The sequence below is a fragment of the Candidatus Pelagibacter sp. Uisw_137 genome, from assembly GCF_047720245.1.
Classification (GTDB): Bacteria; Pseudomonadota; Alphaproteobacteria; order Pelagibacterales; family Pelagibacteraceae; genus Pelagibacter.
Genome location: NZ_CP159811.1, coordinates 97,733 through 113,109 on the forward strand (window position 1 = coordinate 97,733; position 15,377 = coordinate 113,109).

Below are 15,377 nucleotides of genomic sequence, written 5' to 3' on the forward strand. Positions count from 1 at the left end.
TTTATTCGTCTTCTTTTTTCTTTTTCTCTAAATCATCAGATAATGATGAGAAAGGTAAGTTTTTACCACTTGCTTCAGAACCATAAGTATCTAATGCAACTTTACGCTCAATTTCTTCTAAAAGTTTAATACTTAGTGTTGCTTTTCTTTTATCCAAATCTAATTCTTGAATAGCACAATCAATTCTTTCTCCACCTGTAAATCTAGCAGGTCTTGCATCAGCAGCATTAATAGCTATTGCAGATTTTTTAATAATGAAATCCATTTCACAACCTTCGGGTCTTACAACAAGGCCTTTATTGTCAGTTGAAATAATTTTAACCGTAATAGCTTGCTTAATTTTTTTATCATTAAACCAATCAAAAGGGTCTGGTTGAGTTTGACGTAAGCCAACTCTAACTTTTTGTTCTGCAGCTTTTACTTCTAAAACTTTAACTTTTAATTTATCCCCAATTTTATATTTAGCTAATTCTTCTTCACCATTATTTAAGTAAGTTAAATCATTACAATGTAAGAAAGCATCTATATCTAATCCATCAACTTTTAAGAAAATAGAGTATTCATTTTTACTTGCAACTTCACCCTCAACTTCAGACCCAATTGGATAAGTTTTTTCAAAAGTTTCAAAAGGGTTATCAATTGTTAAACGGTGAGATATTGCTACTCTTCTTTTTTCTTTATCAATTTCAGTGATTACACAATCAATTTCATCACCAACTTTAAACATTTTTTTTGCAGAAATATTTTTTTTAGTCCAACTTAATTCACTTGAGTGCAATAAAGTTGATAATCCTTTTTCAAGCTCACAAAAAGCTCCAAAATCCATAAGCTTAACTACTTTTACTTTATAGATTTTGTTTAGTTCGTAATTTGAAATGTTTTCAAAAGGGTCTGGCGTAAGTTGTTTTACTGAACAGCCAACCTGAAGCTTTTCAAGATCAACACTGATTACTTTAAGGTCATGTTTTTCACCGATTGTAAAAACTTCATCAGGGTGATTAACTCTTGAATAAGAAATCTCTTGTAAGTGAACCAAAACATCAAGCTCATCGTTAACACTAAAGAAACAACCAAATGAACTGTAGCCTTTTACTACAGCACTTTTAATTAAATCTCCAACTTTGAATTTTTCAACAATCTTAATTTTATCTTCTTTTTTAAATGAAGAAATTATTTCTCTTCTAGAAACACATGCGTTTCCTCTAACCTTATCTAATTTTATTAGTGCAAATTTTTGAGGCTCATTCATTAAATGACTTATGTCTTTTAATGGCTTGTCTGAAATTTGAGACCCAGGTAAAAACATTAAAGAACCAGTATCGATGTGTTCAACTATACATCCACCCTTAACACGTCCAGTAATTTTACCCATGATAGGTTCATTTTTTTCATAAGCTTCAACAAGCCTATCCCAACCTTGAATTTTTTGAGCTTTTGAAGCTGATACTAGTACTTCACCTTTTTTATCTTCTAATCTTTCAAGAAGAACAGAAATTTTTTCACCTACTTTTGCTTTATCAAGCATGCCCATGCTTTTTAATTCATTGATATCCAAGATAGGCTCTGATTTTAAACCAGGCACTTCAAGAAATACGAAGTTATCAGTAACTTTATTTACTACACCAGTAATGATTTTTCCTTCTTCAAGATTTGCTGTTTTAGTAAACTGTGAATTTAGTAGTTGCTCGAACTCTTTAGAGGCGGGGTTTGAAAGGTCTTTATAAATTTCCATTAAGCTTTTAGTTTCCTATCTATAATTTGTTTAATTTTTAAAAAGCATGATCTTTTAGTTAAATTTGTAGTATTAATCAAGATCGAATCTCGAGTTCTTATAAGAGGTGAGACTTTTCTATTATAGTCACTTTTGTCTCGGTTTTTGATACTTTTTAGGACCTGATTAAAAGATATTTTCTTATTTAGTCCTTTTAACTCTTTATACCTTCTTAAAGCTCTAGTCTCAGTATTTGCCGTTATAAAAAATTTAAAATCAGCATCAGGAATTATCTTATAAGTTATGTCTCTTCCATCTAAACAAGATCCATTATACTTTTTATGAGGATGATAAGCACTTTTAATTTGAAACGCATGAACAAGTTTTCTTATTTTTTTATCTTTTGATATAATTGATGCCATTGTTCCAACTTCATCTGATAATAATTTTTTATTTTGCAAATCTTTCATAGTTAATTTGAGCATCTTTTTTTTTATCAGGCCATGACCATACTTGTTTGGTTGAGTAAGTTTAATATTTGCAATTAATCTATAAATTTTTCCTGTATCTAAATAAAATAAGTTAAAATGTTTAGAAATTAATTTTGCTTGAGTACCAGCACCTGCAGCAGCAGGAGAATCTATTGCAACCTTAATTCTATTTTTTAATTTCATAAAGATTTACCGCTTATATTTTTGACTATCTTTAAAAATGAAGGAAAGGATGTGTTTATAGAATCTTTATCATGAATCTTCCATTGCCCACCACAAGTTAAAGCTGCGATAGTGCTCATCATAAAAATTCTGTGATCTTTTAGATAATCTTTAATAATAATCTGTTTAGTGATTTTTAAATTTGGCTGTCCATAAATTTTTATTGAGTTTTTAGTTAGCTCTGTTTTTACACCCATCATATTTAAAATTTTAGATCCCAAGTTTAATCTGGGACTCTCTTTTTGATTAAGTTCAGATATATCTTTAAAGTAAGAAATTCCTTTTGCTTTTGCTGCAGCTATAAAAATAATTAAGAACTCATCTATAGCACTGGTATTTAATTCGGACGGACAATTTATACCTCTAAGGTTTTTTGAGCTCTGTATTAAAATGTTAGAAATTTTTTCACCTTTATAATTTCTTTTATTTTTTAAATAAATTTCCGCCCCCATTTTTTTTAAGATTGTAATAACTCCTACTCTCGAAGGATTAATATTTATATTTTTAATTAAAAGTTTTGAATTTTTGGTTAGCATTGTAAGTACTATAAAAAATGCACTAGAGCTTATATCTCCGGGAATATTATAATTAAAGGCACAAATTTTATTGGGTTTTTTAATTTCTATAAAATCATATTTTTTAGTTTTTTTAATTTTAATAGGTACTTTTAGATATTTAAAAAGTAATTCTGAATGATTTCTTGATTTTTTTGCTTTAATATATGTTGTGCCTGATGAATTAAGCGCCGCTAACATAACACTGCTTTTGCATTGAGCAGACCCTTTATTTTCTATGTAATTAATACCTTTGGATGTTTGAGATCCTAGAATTGTTAAAGGAAGTTTATTTTTTACTTTATAATTAAATTTAGCACCAAATTTTTTTAATGGCACAGTAACTCTTGAAAAATCTCTCTTGGAAAGACTTTTATCACCTATTATTTTTATTTTATTTGGTGATTTTATTAATAGTCCTAAGATTAATCTTCCAAGAGTTCCAGAATTTTTAGCATCTATTATTATACCTTTTTTGTATTTAAAACTGTTGATCCCGTTTCCAAAAATTTCATAATGACTATTACGCGCTATTACTTTTATTCCTAGTTTTCTTATTGCTTTTATTGCAGCCAATACATCCTCAGACATTAGTAGATTGTAGGCTCTTGATTTTCCAATTGCTTGAGAGGCTAAAAGGACCCATCTTATACTTAAACTTTTGTCACCACTAACTTCTATTTCTTTTTTGAATGAATTAATTTTTTTTTTAATTACAAGTATTTTTGCCATTTTAATTAAATTTAAAGGCGTCACCAAAATAGGCATTTTTTGCTTCAACATTATTAACTAAATCATTAGGTGAGCCTTGAGCCACAATTTTACAATTAGACAGAATCAAAGCAACATCCACACAGGACAGCAAATCTCTTGCTTGATGATCACAGATACAGATTGTTATATTATTTTCTGTTTGTAAGTTAACTATAATTTCTTGAAGCATTTTGATTGTAAGAACATCTAGTGCTGCAAAACACTCATCAAGCAATAAAATTTTGGGATCACTTAATAAAGCTAATGCAATTACTAATTTTTTTTTTTGACCACCAGACAAATATTTTGCTTTAGTGTCTCTAATGGCGTCAAGTTCAAATTTAGCAATTAATTGATCAATTTTATTTTTAATCAATTCTTTTTCTAATATTACTATTTCAGCAATTGCTTTTAAATTTTCTAATAATGTAAGATCACCAAAATATCCTCCGTACTGAGGAACATAGCCAACTTTAAATTTTGCAGTCCTTAAATATATTGGGTAGTCATTAACAACAGTACCGTTAAAATTAATTTTGCCATAGTCTGGCTTTATTAAACCTGTAATTAAATTAAAAATAGTTGATTTTCCAACTCCATTAGGTCCCAACATTCCAAGAATTTGTCCATGATTTATTTTGAAGCTCACGTTATCTAAAATTTTTCTATTTCCAAATGATAAAGATATATTATCCAGTGATATTATAGGCTTAGGATCTTTAAATGATTTAATTCTAAATTTTTTTATAAGAGCCATATTAATTTATTTCCTCAATTATAACTTTTTTAGACTGATCAAGCATAAAAATTTTAGTATCATTATTTGTAAGATTCACCTCCACTTTATCAGCAAACATTTTTGTCTTACTACCAACATAAACAATATTAGTTGAGAAAATACCAATATTATTTACAAAAGAAAAATCTAATAACTCACCTGTTATTTTATGCTCAGGATAAGTTGCTATAACATTTTTTGAAAAAATAGTGTCATAATTTTTTGAGTTATATTTAGCAAAATCTGAAGTTACTTTAATTATGTTAGAGTTTTTAAGGGTTATAAAAGCAGCTACATTTTCTAAAAACATCATATCAGGTTCATTTATTTTAATTTTTGTTCTATCAGCTATAATTTCATATTTGTTTTCACCAATTTTAGAAATGTAACTAATATTTTCTATATAATTACTGGTTTCGTCTTCAATGTTTTCAGCCTTTAAGGTTTTTATTTTAATTGCCAAATCCTCAGAGTCTTTGACAAAATAATTTAAATACATAGCTGATGAAATTAAAATTATTATTAGAACTATTATTAACTGAATTAAACTTTTTTGACCCATCTAATTGATGTTAGTCTCTAATATTTTATGAATATGTAATATTCCAACAGTTCTTTTTAAGTTTTTTTTGCTGTGAACGCATAAAGAGGTGATCTTTTTGCTGTTCATGATAGATAAAGCCTTTTCTACTAAGGTTTCTTTATCAATACTGATGGGGCTTAAGGTCATAACTTCTTTAACGGTTAAACTTTGTAGATTATTATTTAACTCATTAAATCTTCTAATTTGACCATCTGTAATAACTCCTATTGTAATCCCTTTGCTATTCCTAACCACCAATATTCCAAGTTTTTTATTTGATATTATTTGTAAAGCTTTTTTCATTATTAAATTACCATTTACAAAGGGAATTTTATTTCCAATTATCATTATTTCCTCTACCGTTCTTAGTTTGGCCCCAAGACTTCCTGAAGGATGAAATTTTTTAAAATCTTTTTTACTAATTTTTTTTTGATTTAGAGTTGATATTGCTAATGCATCACCAATACTTAATTGATTTATAGTGCTTGAAGTTGGAACAATACCAAGGCCTGCCTCAGCTACCTCCGGTATAAGTAACTTAATATCTGATGCTTTATATAGTATAGAGTCTTTTTTAGACATTATGCCTATTAAAGTAACTTTATTTCTGTTGGCATATTTTATTATATTCTTTAATTCTTCTGTAGATCCTGAATAACTTATTAAAATTAAAATATCTTTTTTTGAAATGCTACCAAGATCACCATGCGAACAGTTGTTTGCAGATAGTGAAAACGAAGGTGTTCCAACAGAAGAAAGTGTTCCTGAGATTTTTGCTGCTATTAATCCGCTTTTGCCAACACCACATAGTATTACTTTAGATTGACATTTTGATATTGCGTCAACAGCGTCATTAAATGAATTATTAATTGAATTTTTTAATTTTTTTAGAGCTTTGATTTCAAGATCAATTACACTTTTTGCAATTTTTTTATAATTTTTTTTTTTCATTTAATGAGACCATATATCATCTTTAAATAAAGCCAAATCAAGATCAACTCTAGTTTTTAAAAATGTTAAACAGCTCTTATATAAATTAACTCGTTTTTCTCTTACGAGAATTTTATTTAATTCTTCATGAATTTTATGCAAATAAATAACATCATTGGCACAATATTTTAATTGTGCTGGAGATAGTTCCCCTCCAAAATCTGAACTTTGAAATTGTTTACTTACATCTACGTTCATAAATTCTTTAATTAATGTTTTTAGGGAGTGACTATCAGAATAGGATCTAGCTAATTTTGAAGCAATTTTTGTATCGAGAATATTATTGGTCTCTGTCTTTAAATAATGTTTTATGTGAGCCATGTCCGCTCTTCCATAGTGAAATATTTTTGTAATAGATTTGTCAGAAAGAACTCTATTTAAATTCGGAGCGTCGTATTTCTCCCTGTCAAGTTGGACGATATGAGTATCAGAATTACCAGTTGATATTTGAATAAGACATAAAGGATCACGCTTAACATTGAGTCCCATAAATTCTCCATCAACTGCTATAATATTGCCTAAATCTAAATCTTCTGGTAGATCACTCTTGTGAAGTTTAATATCAATATTCATTTTTAAATATATATATATGAAAGCAAAAAATTGTCTAATTTTTGGCGGTAGCGGTCAAATAGGTCGTCATTTAATAAGAAAGCTTACTAAAAATAATTATAAAGTAACTGTAGTTACTAGAAACCTTCATCAAAAAGGATATGCAATAAAGACTCAAGCTAATGCAGGTTACATAGACATTGTTGAAGCTAATATCTTTGATGAAAAAAAAATTAGAAAGCTTTTCTCCCAAACTGATATTTGTATAAATTTAATTGGTATTTTATATGAAGGTGGCAAGGGTAATACTTTCAAAAACATTCACTCTATTTTTCCTTCTATTTTAGCTAAACTTTGTAAAGAATATAAAGTTCAGCAATTTATTCATTTGTCAGCATTAGGGATAAATAATGCGCTAGATTCAGAGTACGCAAAAAGTAAATTAGATGGTGAACTTAATATTCAAAAAAATTTTCCTTTAGCTACAATATTAAGGCCTTCAGTAGTTTATTCAGTTGATGATAATTTTACTACGTCTTTTATGACTTTACTAAGTAGGCTTCCGTTTTTTCCACTTTATTATAATGGATCGACTAAATTTACTCCGATACATTGTTCAGATTTAACAGATACTATTTATCATGTTGTCTCTAAAAATATTTACTCTAAAATTGTAGAGTGTGTTGGACCTGACGTCTTATCTTTAAAAGAAATTTTAAAAAAATTATTATATTTAATAGGTAAAAAAAGATTATTAGTTCCATTACCTCTTTTTGCAGCAACTATGTCTGCTAAAGTATTTCAATTATTTCCAAAACCACTTCTAACAATAGATCAGCTTACACTTTTAAAATATGACAATGTTCTCTCAGGCAAGTATCAAACTAATACTGATATTGGAGTTCCAAGTACGAGAGTATTTGATAGTGAAGTGGAAAAATATAGCTATATGTGGAGAGAAGGTGGACAATTTTCTACAAAAAAATATAACCCTGCTAATTCGTAATAGAATTCCCTGTACTAAAATTGTATGATTATTTATGATAATTAATATTATTTATTTTTTGATATTCTCAATTTTTTCTTTCCTAATTTATCTAATCATAAAATCTCTGATCAGAGGGTTTAAAGGAAAGAATACGAAATAAAAAATTAAAATTAATTAAATTTAAAAATTATTAAGCAGTATTGATTTTCTTATCAATATACTGAGGTGCCTCTTCATCTTTGTCAGCTACAGGTTCTTCTTTTCTTCCTTTTGGCTGATAGGCGTATAACAAATGAAGTTTACAATATGAAAAATCTTTCAGAGATGATCGTCCACAAAAATAAAATGACTGTTCTTCAGGATGTCCTATAGGCCATTTACAAGAGCTCTCATCTAGTTCCTCTAATTTCTTAGGGTTTTCTGGCTCAAAGTCTTTTTCAATAATTAAGGATTGAAACTTGCTTTTTCTGCCTCTTTTTTGTTTAGCAGAGTTTTCTTCCGAACTATTATCAAAATTTTGACTTGAAGATGCATTTCTAGTTTTAATTTTTGAAGACAAATTTAATCTATGAGCTTTGCCAATTACTGCATTTCTGCTAATACCACCAATTATTTCAGCGATTTGGCTTGCAGTGCTTCCTTTACCCCAAAGTTTTTTTAATTTTTCTACTTTTTCTTCGTTCCAGCTCATATTCTATATTTAGTATGTTAATTAGTTTTTATAACTATATACAGATCACACAAGATTAAAAAAAAGACAATGAATTTTTCTGTTTTATACACATCTTTTTTTAAAATTTATATATGATTACTTATGGTTGAATTGAATAAAAAATATCATATCGGAGTTAAAAAGTTTGGCTTTGTAAATTGGATTGGATTTAAAAGTCTATGGCTTAAAGAGTGCAATCGGTTCATGGTAGTTTGGCAACAAACATTGCTATCTCCACTTGTATCAAGTCTATTATTTTTATCAGTTTTATCCCTAGCTTTAGGCAATAATAGAGGGGATGTACTTGGTTATTCTTTTATAAGTTTTTTAGCACCTGGCTTAATTGCAATGAGTATTTTGGGCCAATCATTCAGTCATTCAGTTTCTTCATTGATGATTGGAAAAATTCAAGGGAATATTGTTGATATGTTTTATGCTCCATTATCGGCACTTGAAGTTTCAATGGCAATAATACTAGCAGCCTTAACAAGAAGTTTTTTAATAGCCATAATTTCAATAGGTGTTTTTTCTTTAATAGTTGAAATACCAATACATAATATTTTATATATTTTTGTCTTTGGTTTTCTAGGAGCATTTATTTTGGGAAGCTTAGGTTTTATTACAGGTCTTTGGGCTGAAAAGTTTGATCATACGGCAACGGTCACTAATTTTGTTATTACACCCCTAAGTTTTTTATCTGGAGTATTCTATTCAATAGATAAGCTTCCACAATTTTTTCAAACGATAAGTCATATTAATCCATTTTTTTATATGATTGATGGTTTTAGATATGGCTTTTTAGGTAAGTCAGATGGTTCAATAAATATAGGATTGATATATTTATCAATACTAAGTTTTTTAATTTGGTATGCAGCTTTTTTTCTTTACAAAAAAGGTTATAAAATTAAATCTTAGTTAATGAGCGCTTTAGCAAAAAATTATAATAGAAGACCAATTTCCTTTAAGTATGGCAAGGGAAGTTTTTTATATTCTACTAATGGAAAAAAATATTTAGACTTTGTTCAGGGAATAGCAGTTAATTCCTTGGGGCATGCAAACCCATATTTGGTAAAAGCAGTTAATAAGCAATCTAGAAAACTTTGGCATGTTTCTAATGCGTTTATCATTCCGGAGGGAGAAGAATTAGCTAAAAGATTAGCCAAAAAAACTTTTGCAGATTTTGTTATTTTTCAAAATAGTGGAGCAGAAGCTACAGAGGCTGCTATTAAAGTTGCCAGAAGATATTTTTATTCGATAGGGCAACCTTCAAAAAATAGAATTCTTTGTGTTAAAAATTCATTTCATGGAAGAACATTAGCTACAATTTATGCTAGTGGATCAAAGAAGATGACGGAGGGTTTTGGACCAAAAGTTGATGGATTTGACCATTTTGAATTTGGAAATCATAAAGATTTTAAAAAAAGAATAACAAAAAAAACGGCTGCTATTATGGTTGAAACTGTGATGGGAGAAGGAGGAATTAAAGCTATACCCAATTGGTGTTTAAAAGAATTAAGAAAAATTTGTGATAAGAAAAAAATTTTATTAATTTTAGATGAAGTTCAGTGTGGAATTGGAAGAAGTGGAAATTTTTTTGCATTTGAAGACGCAAAGATCAAGCCTGATATTGCACCAATAGCAAAAGGTATTGGAGGTGGGTTTCCGTTGGGTGCAGTCTTAATGAATAAAAAAGTAGCATCAGGAATGACAGCTGGAACTCATGGGTCAACATTTGGTGGCAACCCACTGGCTATGTCTGTTGGAAATGCTGTCTTAGATCAAATATTAAAAAAAGGATTTCTTTCAAATGTTAAAAAATTATCAAAATACTTTCATTCAGAATTAAATAAATTGAGAAAAGAATTTCCTGAAGTAATCAGAGAAGTAAGAGGCGTTGGTTTACTAATAGGACTACAACTTCATAATGATCAAACAAAATTTATACAGAAACTAATGGATAATAAATTATTAACGATTAGAGCAGCTGAAAATGTTATTAGAATACTACCTCCTCTAAATGTCAAAAAAGAAGAAATAAATATAGCAATAAATATTATTAAAAAAGTGTGCTCTACCTATAAATAAAAATGAAACATTTCATCAACCTTAAAGATATACCTTCAGCAGACCTTAAAAAGATCATCGCTGATGCAAAAAAAAGAAAACAAAAAAGAAAAAATTATAACACTCTAGAAGTAGATAAAGACAAACCTTTAAAAGGTAAATTACTTATTCAAATGTTTGAAAAGGCAAGTTTGAGAACACGATTAAGTTTTTATCTTGTAATAAAACAATTAGGAGGGGGAACCATCACACTTAGAGCTAATGAATTGCACTTAGGAAAAGGTGGGGAAAGCCTAGCAGATACAGCCAAAATATTATCAACTTATGGAGATGGCTTTATGTTGAGAACTGATAGTGATGAAAAAATAGCAAAATTTAGTAAATATTTAAAGATACCGGTAATAAATGGTTTAAGCCCATCATCTCATCCAACACAAGTGCTATCAGATATTTTTACTGTGGAAGAAATTAAAAAAAAATCTATTTCCAAATTAAATATTTGTTGGATTGGAGATTCAAATAATGTTCTAAATAGCCTGATTGCTGCTTCAGTTAAATTTTCTTTCAACTTAAGCGTTGGCTGTCCTAAGAATTATGAGCCTAAAAAATTTGTATTAGATTGGGCTAAAAAAAATAAAAGAAAAATTAATATTTTTAACAATGCTAAAAAAGCAGTTAAAAATGCTGATGTAATTTTTTCAGATAAAGTAATTTCATTGAATGATAAAGTTAACAAAAATAAAAAAATTAAAGATTTTAAAAACTTCCAAATTAATTCAAAATTAATGAGTTTTGCTAAAAAAGACACAACCTTTTTACACTGTCTTCCAAGAGGAGAAGAGGTTACGGGAGATGTTTTTTTGGGAAAAAATTCTGAAGTATGGTTACAGGCTCTGAATAGAGTGCATGTTCAAAAAAGTATTTTATTGTATTGTTTCGGGAAATTAAGGTAGCTGTTTAGGGCTATCACTGCTTTGATTTAAATATTTAATTACAGAAGCTCTGTCTTTCTCTTTTCTTAAACCAGCATATGACATTTTAGTTCCCTTTAAATAAGAAGCAGGTTTTTTTAAAAATCCATTTAATTCTTCAAATGACCATTCTTTACCATATGAAGCTAAAGCTTTAGAATACTTATAATCATCTACTCCGCCAACTGCTCTACCAACAACATTGTATAATGCGGGGCCAATCTTATTTTTTCCACCTTTATTTATTGAGTGGCATGCTGCACATTTTTTAAAAATTTTTTCACCAGAAGCAACATCGCCTAGCGCCATTATAGCTGCAATATCTACTTTTTGCTCAACTTCAGCAACTTGAGATGTTGTAGAGGCTAGTTGTCCTTCTACTTCAACTTTATAGCCAGGGTTTTCTGGTTTATTTACATGAAAGACACCATCTGCAATTTTTCCTAAACCGATTACAAGCAGTGCAACCATTAAAATTGCGGCAATAATTTTATTAAGCTCGAACGAATCCATATAGTTATTATTATTTTCCAGATATAACATGATAATTAAAAAAATACTTAATTTTTAATTTTTAATTTTGCGTCTGTTAGACGCACAAATGGGTAAATTTATAATGGCTAAAACGTTAATATTAATTCCATCGAGAATGTCGGCAACTCGATTGCCGGGTAAACCACTTTTAAAAATTAATAATTTATCAATAATTTCTCATGTTTTTAAAAAGGCAGAGGAAGCAAAAATTGGTGAAGTCGTAGTAGCAACAGAAGATAAAGAAATACTTGATGATGTTAAAAAAAATGGAGGCAGAGCCATTTTAACTGGTAGCACTCACAAGACTGGTACTGATAGAATTTTTGAGGCTTATGAAAAACTCAACATCAAGGACATTGATTTTATACTAAACCTACAAGGAGATGAGCCAAATATCGACAAAAATGATATTATAAATTTAAATAACTTCATGATTGATAACAATTCTGAAATTGGAACACTAGCAGCAGAAATTAAAAGTGATAAAATGTTAAATGATCAAAATGTAGTTAAGGTTATTACAAAGTCAAAACTTGAAAAAGATAATTTTCCAATAGCATTAAATTTTACTAGAGATAGTTTTTCAAAAAATAATAAAAATATTTATCATCATATTGGAATCTATTCATACAAAACAAGTATATTGAAAAAATTTGTTAGTCTGGATCAAACATCAAGTGAAAAGCAAAATAGATTAGAGCAGCTAAGAGCATTAGATAATAATTTGACAATCAGTGTTGCTTTGGCAAATTTTTCTCCTATAGGCGTAGATACAAAAGAAGATTATCTGGCTATAAAAAAAATTATGGAATATAAATCATCAAAATGAGCAAAATTTATTTTCAGGGTACATTCGGTGCATATTCACATCTTGCAGCGCTAGAAATAGATCCTAAGGCAGAGGTAATTCCATGTAAAACATTTGATGAATGTTTTTTAAAAACATCTCAAGATAAAAACTCGAGAATGGTAATTCCTGAATCAAATCGAATTACAGGAAATATTGGAATTGAATATCTTATTTTTAAGTATAGGCTGAGTATCTATGCTGAGCATTTTCATAAAATTGAACATAATTTATTAGGACAACCAGACAGTAATTTAAGTGATATAAAAGATGTCTATTCTCACTCACAAGGCTTATCACAATGCTCTAAATTTATTAAAAAAAATAATTTAGTTGAACATATTCGTGCTGACACTGCTGGTTCAGCTGAGACAATTTCAAAAACTAAAATTAAAACTGAAGCAGCAATTGCCTCTTCTTTGAGTGCGGAAATTTATGATCTAAAAATACTTTCAAAAAATATTGAGAATGAAAAGGGTAATGCCACAAGGTTTTTGGTAATGGGCAATGAAGTTTTACAGCCTGATTTTGGTGAAAAGAAATACATAACTTCTTTTTTATTTAAACTTAAAAGTAAGCCTGCAGCTCTGTATCAATCATTAAGTGGTTTTGCTATTAATGGAGTTAATCTTACAAAGCTTCAAAGTTATCCAGAACAAAATTCATTTGAGTCATACTTTTTCTTATGTGATTTAGATGGCCACATAGATGATCCAAAAGTTCAAAAATCTTTGGAAGAATTAGGACTTCATTGTCAAGATTTTCACGTACTAGGTGTTTTTGAGGCTGATAAATTTAGAGAAAAATAATCCAGAAACTTTTCTTGTAGATTAGAAAACATTACTGTTATAATAGTTTTGGAGGCTAGAGGTGAATGCTGCTTGAACCCGACCAGATCTTAACGGAAGCAGTCGTAGAGACAGTTATTTAGGTTCTAGTCTCCTTTATATAAAATGAATAAAAATACAAAAGTTTTAGCTTTAAAGTACAGACCTCAGACATTTAGTGACCTTATAGGGCAAGATGTTGTTACAGAAACAATTTTTAATTCTATTAAGGCTAATAAAGTGCCTAATGCCTATCTTTTTACTGGAATTAGAGGAATAGGAAAAACTACTACAGCAAGGATTGTTGCAAAATCTTTAAATTGTTCAAATGAAATAGATAATTTGTGTAAAGAAGAGCTTTGTGAAAATTGTAATGCTATTTCTAACTCAAATCATATTGATGTATTGGAAATGGATGCAGCAAGCAAAACAGGAGTAGACGATGTAAGAGACCTTATTGAATTTTCTAGATATGGCCCAACTACTGCTAAATATAAGATATTTATAATTGATGAAGTGCATATGCTTAGCAAACAAGCATTCAATGCATTATTAAAAACTTTAGAGGAGCCACCAGAATATTTAAAATTTATCTTTGCAACAACAGAAATAAAAAAAATCCCAATTACAGTGGTTTCACGTTGTCAAAGATTTGATTTATCTAGAATTAAATCTTTAGAATTGTTTGATTTTATCAAGAAAATTAAAGAAAAAGAAAATGGCAATGCATCAGATGATGCTCTTAAATTAATTGTTAAAATTTCTGAGGGTTCAGTTAGGGATGCGCTATCGTTACTTGATAGGGCTCTACTTACTTTGGATAAAGACAAAGAATTAGACCTTGTAACAGCACAAAAAATATTTGGTTATTTTGATAAGTCTCAATTAATTGATTTATTTGAATTGATATTTGAGGGTAAAGAAACTGAAGTTCTCAAAACTTATAGAGAAATATATAACCAGGGTGTTGAACCAAAAATTTTTATTAATGATTTTTTAGAACTTTTGTATTATTTTAAAAATATCGAGTCACTAAATTTAGATAGTAATAATTTTTTATTGAATGATGAAGAGTTTAATAAAATTAAAGATCTTTCAGAAAAAGTTAACAATGAAACCTTAATATTGTTTTGGCAATTTACTATTAAAACACTTGAGGAGCTTGATATTGTGTCTAATCAACATTTATCAATGGAAATGTTCTTAATTAGACTAATTCATTTAAAAAGCATTAAACAAGATAGTGATGATTATAACAAAGATAGTAGGCCAATATCTGAAAGTGAAAATCAAACATCTTTTTCGCCAAAAAAAACAAACGAAGATATATTTGGAATAAAAGATAAAGCAGAAACAATAGGGCAAATGAAAAATATTGTTCAAGAAAAAGATATCAAAGAAAAAGAAAATAATAACGTTAAAACAAATATCAGTCTTATAAATTCATTTGATGATCTATTAAAAGCATGCTCTTCTAAAAAAGAGATTAAATTAAAATATGAATTAGAAAAAAATGTTAACCTTGTAAGTTTTGAAAACAAAAGAATTGAAATTTCATTTAATGAAGATTTAGATAAAGATTTTATTAAATATCTTTCAACAAAACTTTTTGAATGGACCAATGAAAGATGGATTATAAGTCTAAGCAAAACCAAAGGACAGCCATCTAAAAAAGAAGAAGAAATTAACCAAAAAAAAGAACTGATAGAAAGTGTAAAAAATTCTTCAATTTATAAAGATATTTTAAAAAGTTTCCCTGACGCAGAACTTATTGACGTTAAACCTAGAAAAGAAGATTGA

16 protein-coding genes are annotated in these 15,377 nt (G+C 28.6%); 7 read left to right on the forward strand and 9 right to left on the reverse strand.

The annotated features are described in order from the left end of the window. Window position 1: 1 nt before the first annotated feature. The 7 genes from ABXT61_RS00515 to ABXT61_RS00545 are packed head-to-tail and all read right to left on the reverse strand — an operon-like array spanning window position 2 to window position 6,655. Entirely contained in the window at window positions 2-1,732 is a 1,731-nt protein-coding gene (locus tag ABXT61_RS00515; protein ID WP_415315377.1) for a S1 RNA-binding domain-containing protein, read from the reverse strand. Beyond that, on the reverse strand, window positions 1,732-2,385 hold the full coding sequence (locus ABXT61_RS00520; RefSeq protein ID WP_415315378.1) for a (d)CMP kinase: 654 nt from the start codon (window positions 2,383-2,385) through the stop codon (window positions 1,732-1,734). Before ABXT61_RS00520 ends, ABXT61_RS00515 begins: the two co-directional genes overlap by 1 nt. Further along, the gene (aroA, locus tag ABXT61_RS00525; RefSeq protein WP_415315379.1) at window positions 2,382-3,710 is read right to left on the reverse strand and encodes a 3-phosphoshikimate 1-carboxyvinyltransferase; all 1,329 of its coding nucleotides are present in this window, start codon (window positions 3,708-3,710) and stop codon (window positions 2,382-2,384) included. Before aroA ends, ABXT61_RS00520 begins: the two co-directional genes overlap by 4 nt. Before the next feature lies 1 nt (window position 3,711). Next, on the reverse strand, window positions 3,712-4,488 hold the full coding sequence (locus ABXT61_RS00530) for an ATP-binding cassette domain-containing protein (protein ID WP_415315380.1): 777 nt from the start codon (window positions 4,486-4,488) through the stop codon (window positions 3,712-3,714). 1 nt (window position 4,489) lies between these two features. Then, window positions 4,490-5,071: an LPS export ABC transporter periplasmic protein LptC gene (lptC, locus tag ABXT61_RS00535; RefSeq protein ID WP_415315381.1), complete on the reverse strand. Its 582-nt coding sequence runs from the start codon at window positions 5,069-5,071 to the stop codon at window positions 4,490-4,492. Further along, complete coding sequence (locus ABXT61_RS00540; protein WP_415315382.1) at window positions 5,072-6,043, reverse strand: KpsF/GutQ family sugar-phosphate isomerase; 972 nt, start codon at window positions 6,041-6,043, stop codon at window positions 5,072-5,074. It abuts the gene before it with no gap. Then, window positions 6,044-6,655, reverse strand: coding sequence for a ribonuclease D (locus ABXT61_RS00545; protein WP_415315383.1), 612 nt, complete (start codon window positions 6,653-6,655; stop codon window positions 6,044-6,046). Between the two features lie 16 nt (window positions 6,656-6,671). Between ABXT61_RS00545 and ABXT61_RS00550 the strand changes: the two genes are divergently transcribed. Next, window positions 6,672-7,640, forward strand: a complete 969-nt coding sequence (locus ABXT61_RS00550; RefSeq protein ID WP_415315384.1) for a complex I NDUFA9 subunit family protein — start codon at window positions 6,672-6,674, stop codon at window positions 7,638-7,640. A gap of 172 nt (window positions 7,641-7,812) precedes the next feature. On the opposite strand, the gene ABXT61_RS00555 is transcribed toward ABXT61_RS00550, so the two are convergent. Next, a complete protein-coding gene (locus tag ABXT61_RS00555) occupies window positions 7,813-8,313 on the reverse strand; it encodes a GcrA family cell cycle regulator (RefSeq protein WP_415315385.1) in 501 nt (166 codons plus the stop codon). A gap of 123 nt (window positions 8,314-8,436) precedes the next feature. Here ABXT61_RS00555 and ABXT61_RS00560 point away from each other — a divergent pair, with 123 nt between their 5' ends. The 3 genes from ABXT61_RS00560 to argF are packed head-to-tail and all read left to right on the forward strand — an operon-like array spanning window position 8,437 to window position 11,351. Further along, window positions 8,437-9,249 carry an ABC transporter permease gene (locus ABXT61_RS00560; RefSeq protein ID WP_415315386.1) on the forward strand — a complete coding sequence of 271 codons (813 nt, stop codon included), beginning with the start codon at window positions 8,437-8,439 and terminating at the stop codon, window positions 9,247-9,249. A gap of 3 nt (window positions 9,250-9,252) precedes the next feature. Continuing rightward, window positions 9,253-10,419 carry an aspartate aminotransferase family protein gene (locus tag ABXT61_RS00565; protein ID WP_415315387.1) on the forward strand — a complete coding sequence of 389 codons (1,167 nt, stop codon included), beginning with the start codon at window positions 9,253-9,255 and terminating at the stop codon, window positions 10,417-10,419. 2 nt (window positions 10,420-10,421) lie between these two features. Further along, window positions 10,422-11,351 (forward strand): ornithine carbamoyltransferase, encoded by a 930-nt coding sequence (gene argF, locus ABXT61_RS00570; protein WP_415315388.1) that lies wholly within the window; start codon window positions 10,422-10,424, stop codon window positions 11,349-11,351. Here argF and ABXT61_RS00575 read toward each other — a convergent pair. Beyond that, on the reverse strand, window positions 11,343-11,882 hold the full coding sequence (locus tag ABXT61_RS00575) for a c-type cytochrome (RefSeq protein ID WP_415315389.1): 540 nt from the start codon (window positions 11,880-11,882) through the stop codon (window positions 11,343-11,345). The genes argF and ABXT61_RS00575 overlap by 9 nt on opposite strands. A gap of 103 nt (window positions 11,883-11,985) precedes the next feature. Here ABXT61_RS00575 and kdsB point away from each other — a divergent pair, with 103 nt between their 5' ends. The 3 genes from kdsB to dnaX all read left to right on the forward strand — a co-directional run bounded on the left by kdsB (window position 11,986) and on the right by dnaX (window position 15,377). Further along, window positions 11,986-12,732 carry a 3-deoxy-manno-octulosonate cytidylyltransferase gene (kdsB, locus tag ABXT61_RS00580; protein ID WP_415315390.1) on the forward strand — a complete coding sequence of 249 codons (747 nt, stop codon included), beginning with the start codon at window positions 11,986-11,988 and terminating at the stop codon, window positions 12,730-12,732. Beyond that, window positions 12,729-13,559 (forward strand): prephenate dehydratase, encoded by an 831-nt coding sequence (locus tag ABXT61_RS00585; protein ID WP_415315391.1) that lies wholly within the window; start codon window positions 12,729-12,731, stop codon window positions 13,557-13,559. The genes kdsB and ABXT61_RS00585 overlap by 4 nt, the downstream gene beginning before the upstream one ends. A gap of 144 nt (window positions 13,560-13,703) precedes the next feature. Next, window positions 13,704-15,377, forward strand: a complete 1,674-nt coding sequence (gene dnaX, locus ABXT61_RS00590) for a DNA polymerase III subunit gamma/tau (protein ID WP_415315392.1) — start codon at window positions 13,704-13,706, stop codon at window positions 15,375-15,377.

Excerpts from the sequence above, each read along its gene's own strand:
- ABXT61_RS00515 (WP_415315377.1), bottom strand. The coding sequence starts at position 1,732 with ATGGAAATTTATAAAGACCTTTCAAACCCCGCCTCTAAAGAGTTCGAG.
- lptC (WP_415315381.1), bottom strand. The coding sequence starts at position 5,071 with ATGGGTCAAAAAAGTTTAATTCAGTTAATAATAGTTCTAATAATAATT.
- ABXT61_RS00545 (WP_415315383.1), bottom strand. The coding sequence starts at position 6,655 with ATGAATATTGATATTAAACTTCACAAGAGTGATCTACCAGAAGATTTA.
- ABXT61_RS00550 (WP_415315384.1), top strand. The coding sequence starts at position 6,672 with ATGAAAGCAAAAAATTGTCTAATTTTTGGCGGTAGCGGTCAAATAGGT.
- ABXT61_RS00575 (WP_415315389.1), bottom strand. The coding sequence starts at position 11,882 with ATGGATTCGTTCGAGCTTAATAAAATTATTGCCGCAATTTTAATGGTT.
- aroA (WP_415315379.1), bottom strand. The coding sequence starts at position 3,710 with ATGGCAAAAATACTTGTAATTAAAAAAAAAATTAATTCATTCAAAAAA.
- argF (WP_415315388.1), top strand. The coding sequence starts at position 10,422 with ATGAAACATTTCATCAACCTTAAAGATATACCTTCAGCAGACCTTAAA.
- ABXT61_RS00585 (WP_415315391.1), top strand. The coding sequence starts at position 12,729 with ATGAGCAAAATTTATTTTCAGGGTACATTCGGTGCATATTCACATCTT.
- ABXT61_RS00555 (WP_415315385.1), bottom strand. The coding sequence starts at position 8,313 with ATGAGCTGGAACGAAGAAAAAGTAGAAAAATTAAAAAAACTTTGGGGT.
- ABXT61_RS00540 (WP_415315382.1), bottom strand. The coding sequence starts at position 6,043 with ATGAAAAAAAAAAATTATAAAAAAATTGCAAAAAGTGTAATTGATCTT.
- dnaX (WP_415315392.1), top strand. The coding sequence starts at position 13,704 with ATGAATAAAAATACAAAAGTTTTAGCTTTAAAGTACAGACCTCAGACA.
- ABXT61_RS00520 (WP_415315378.1), bottom strand. The coding sequence starts at position 2,385 with ATGAAATTAAAAAATAGAATTAAGGTTGCAATAGATTCTCCTGCTGCT.
- ABXT61_RS00560 (WP_415315386.1), top strand. The coding sequence starts at position 8,437 with ATGGTTGAATTGAATAAAAAATATCATATCGGAGTTAAAAAGTTTGGC.
- kdsB (WP_415315390.1), top strand. The coding sequence starts at position 11,986 with ATGGCTAAAACGTTAATATTAATTCCATCGAGAATGTCGGCAACTCGA.
- ABXT61_RS00565 (WP_415315387.1), top strand. The coding sequence starts at position 9,253 with ATGAGCGCTTTAGCAAAAAATTATAATAGAAGACCAATTTCCTTTAAG.
- ABXT61_RS00530 (WP_415315380.1), bottom strand. The coding sequence starts at position 4,488 with ATGGCTCTTATAAAAAAATTTAGAATTAAATCATTTAAAGATCCTAAG.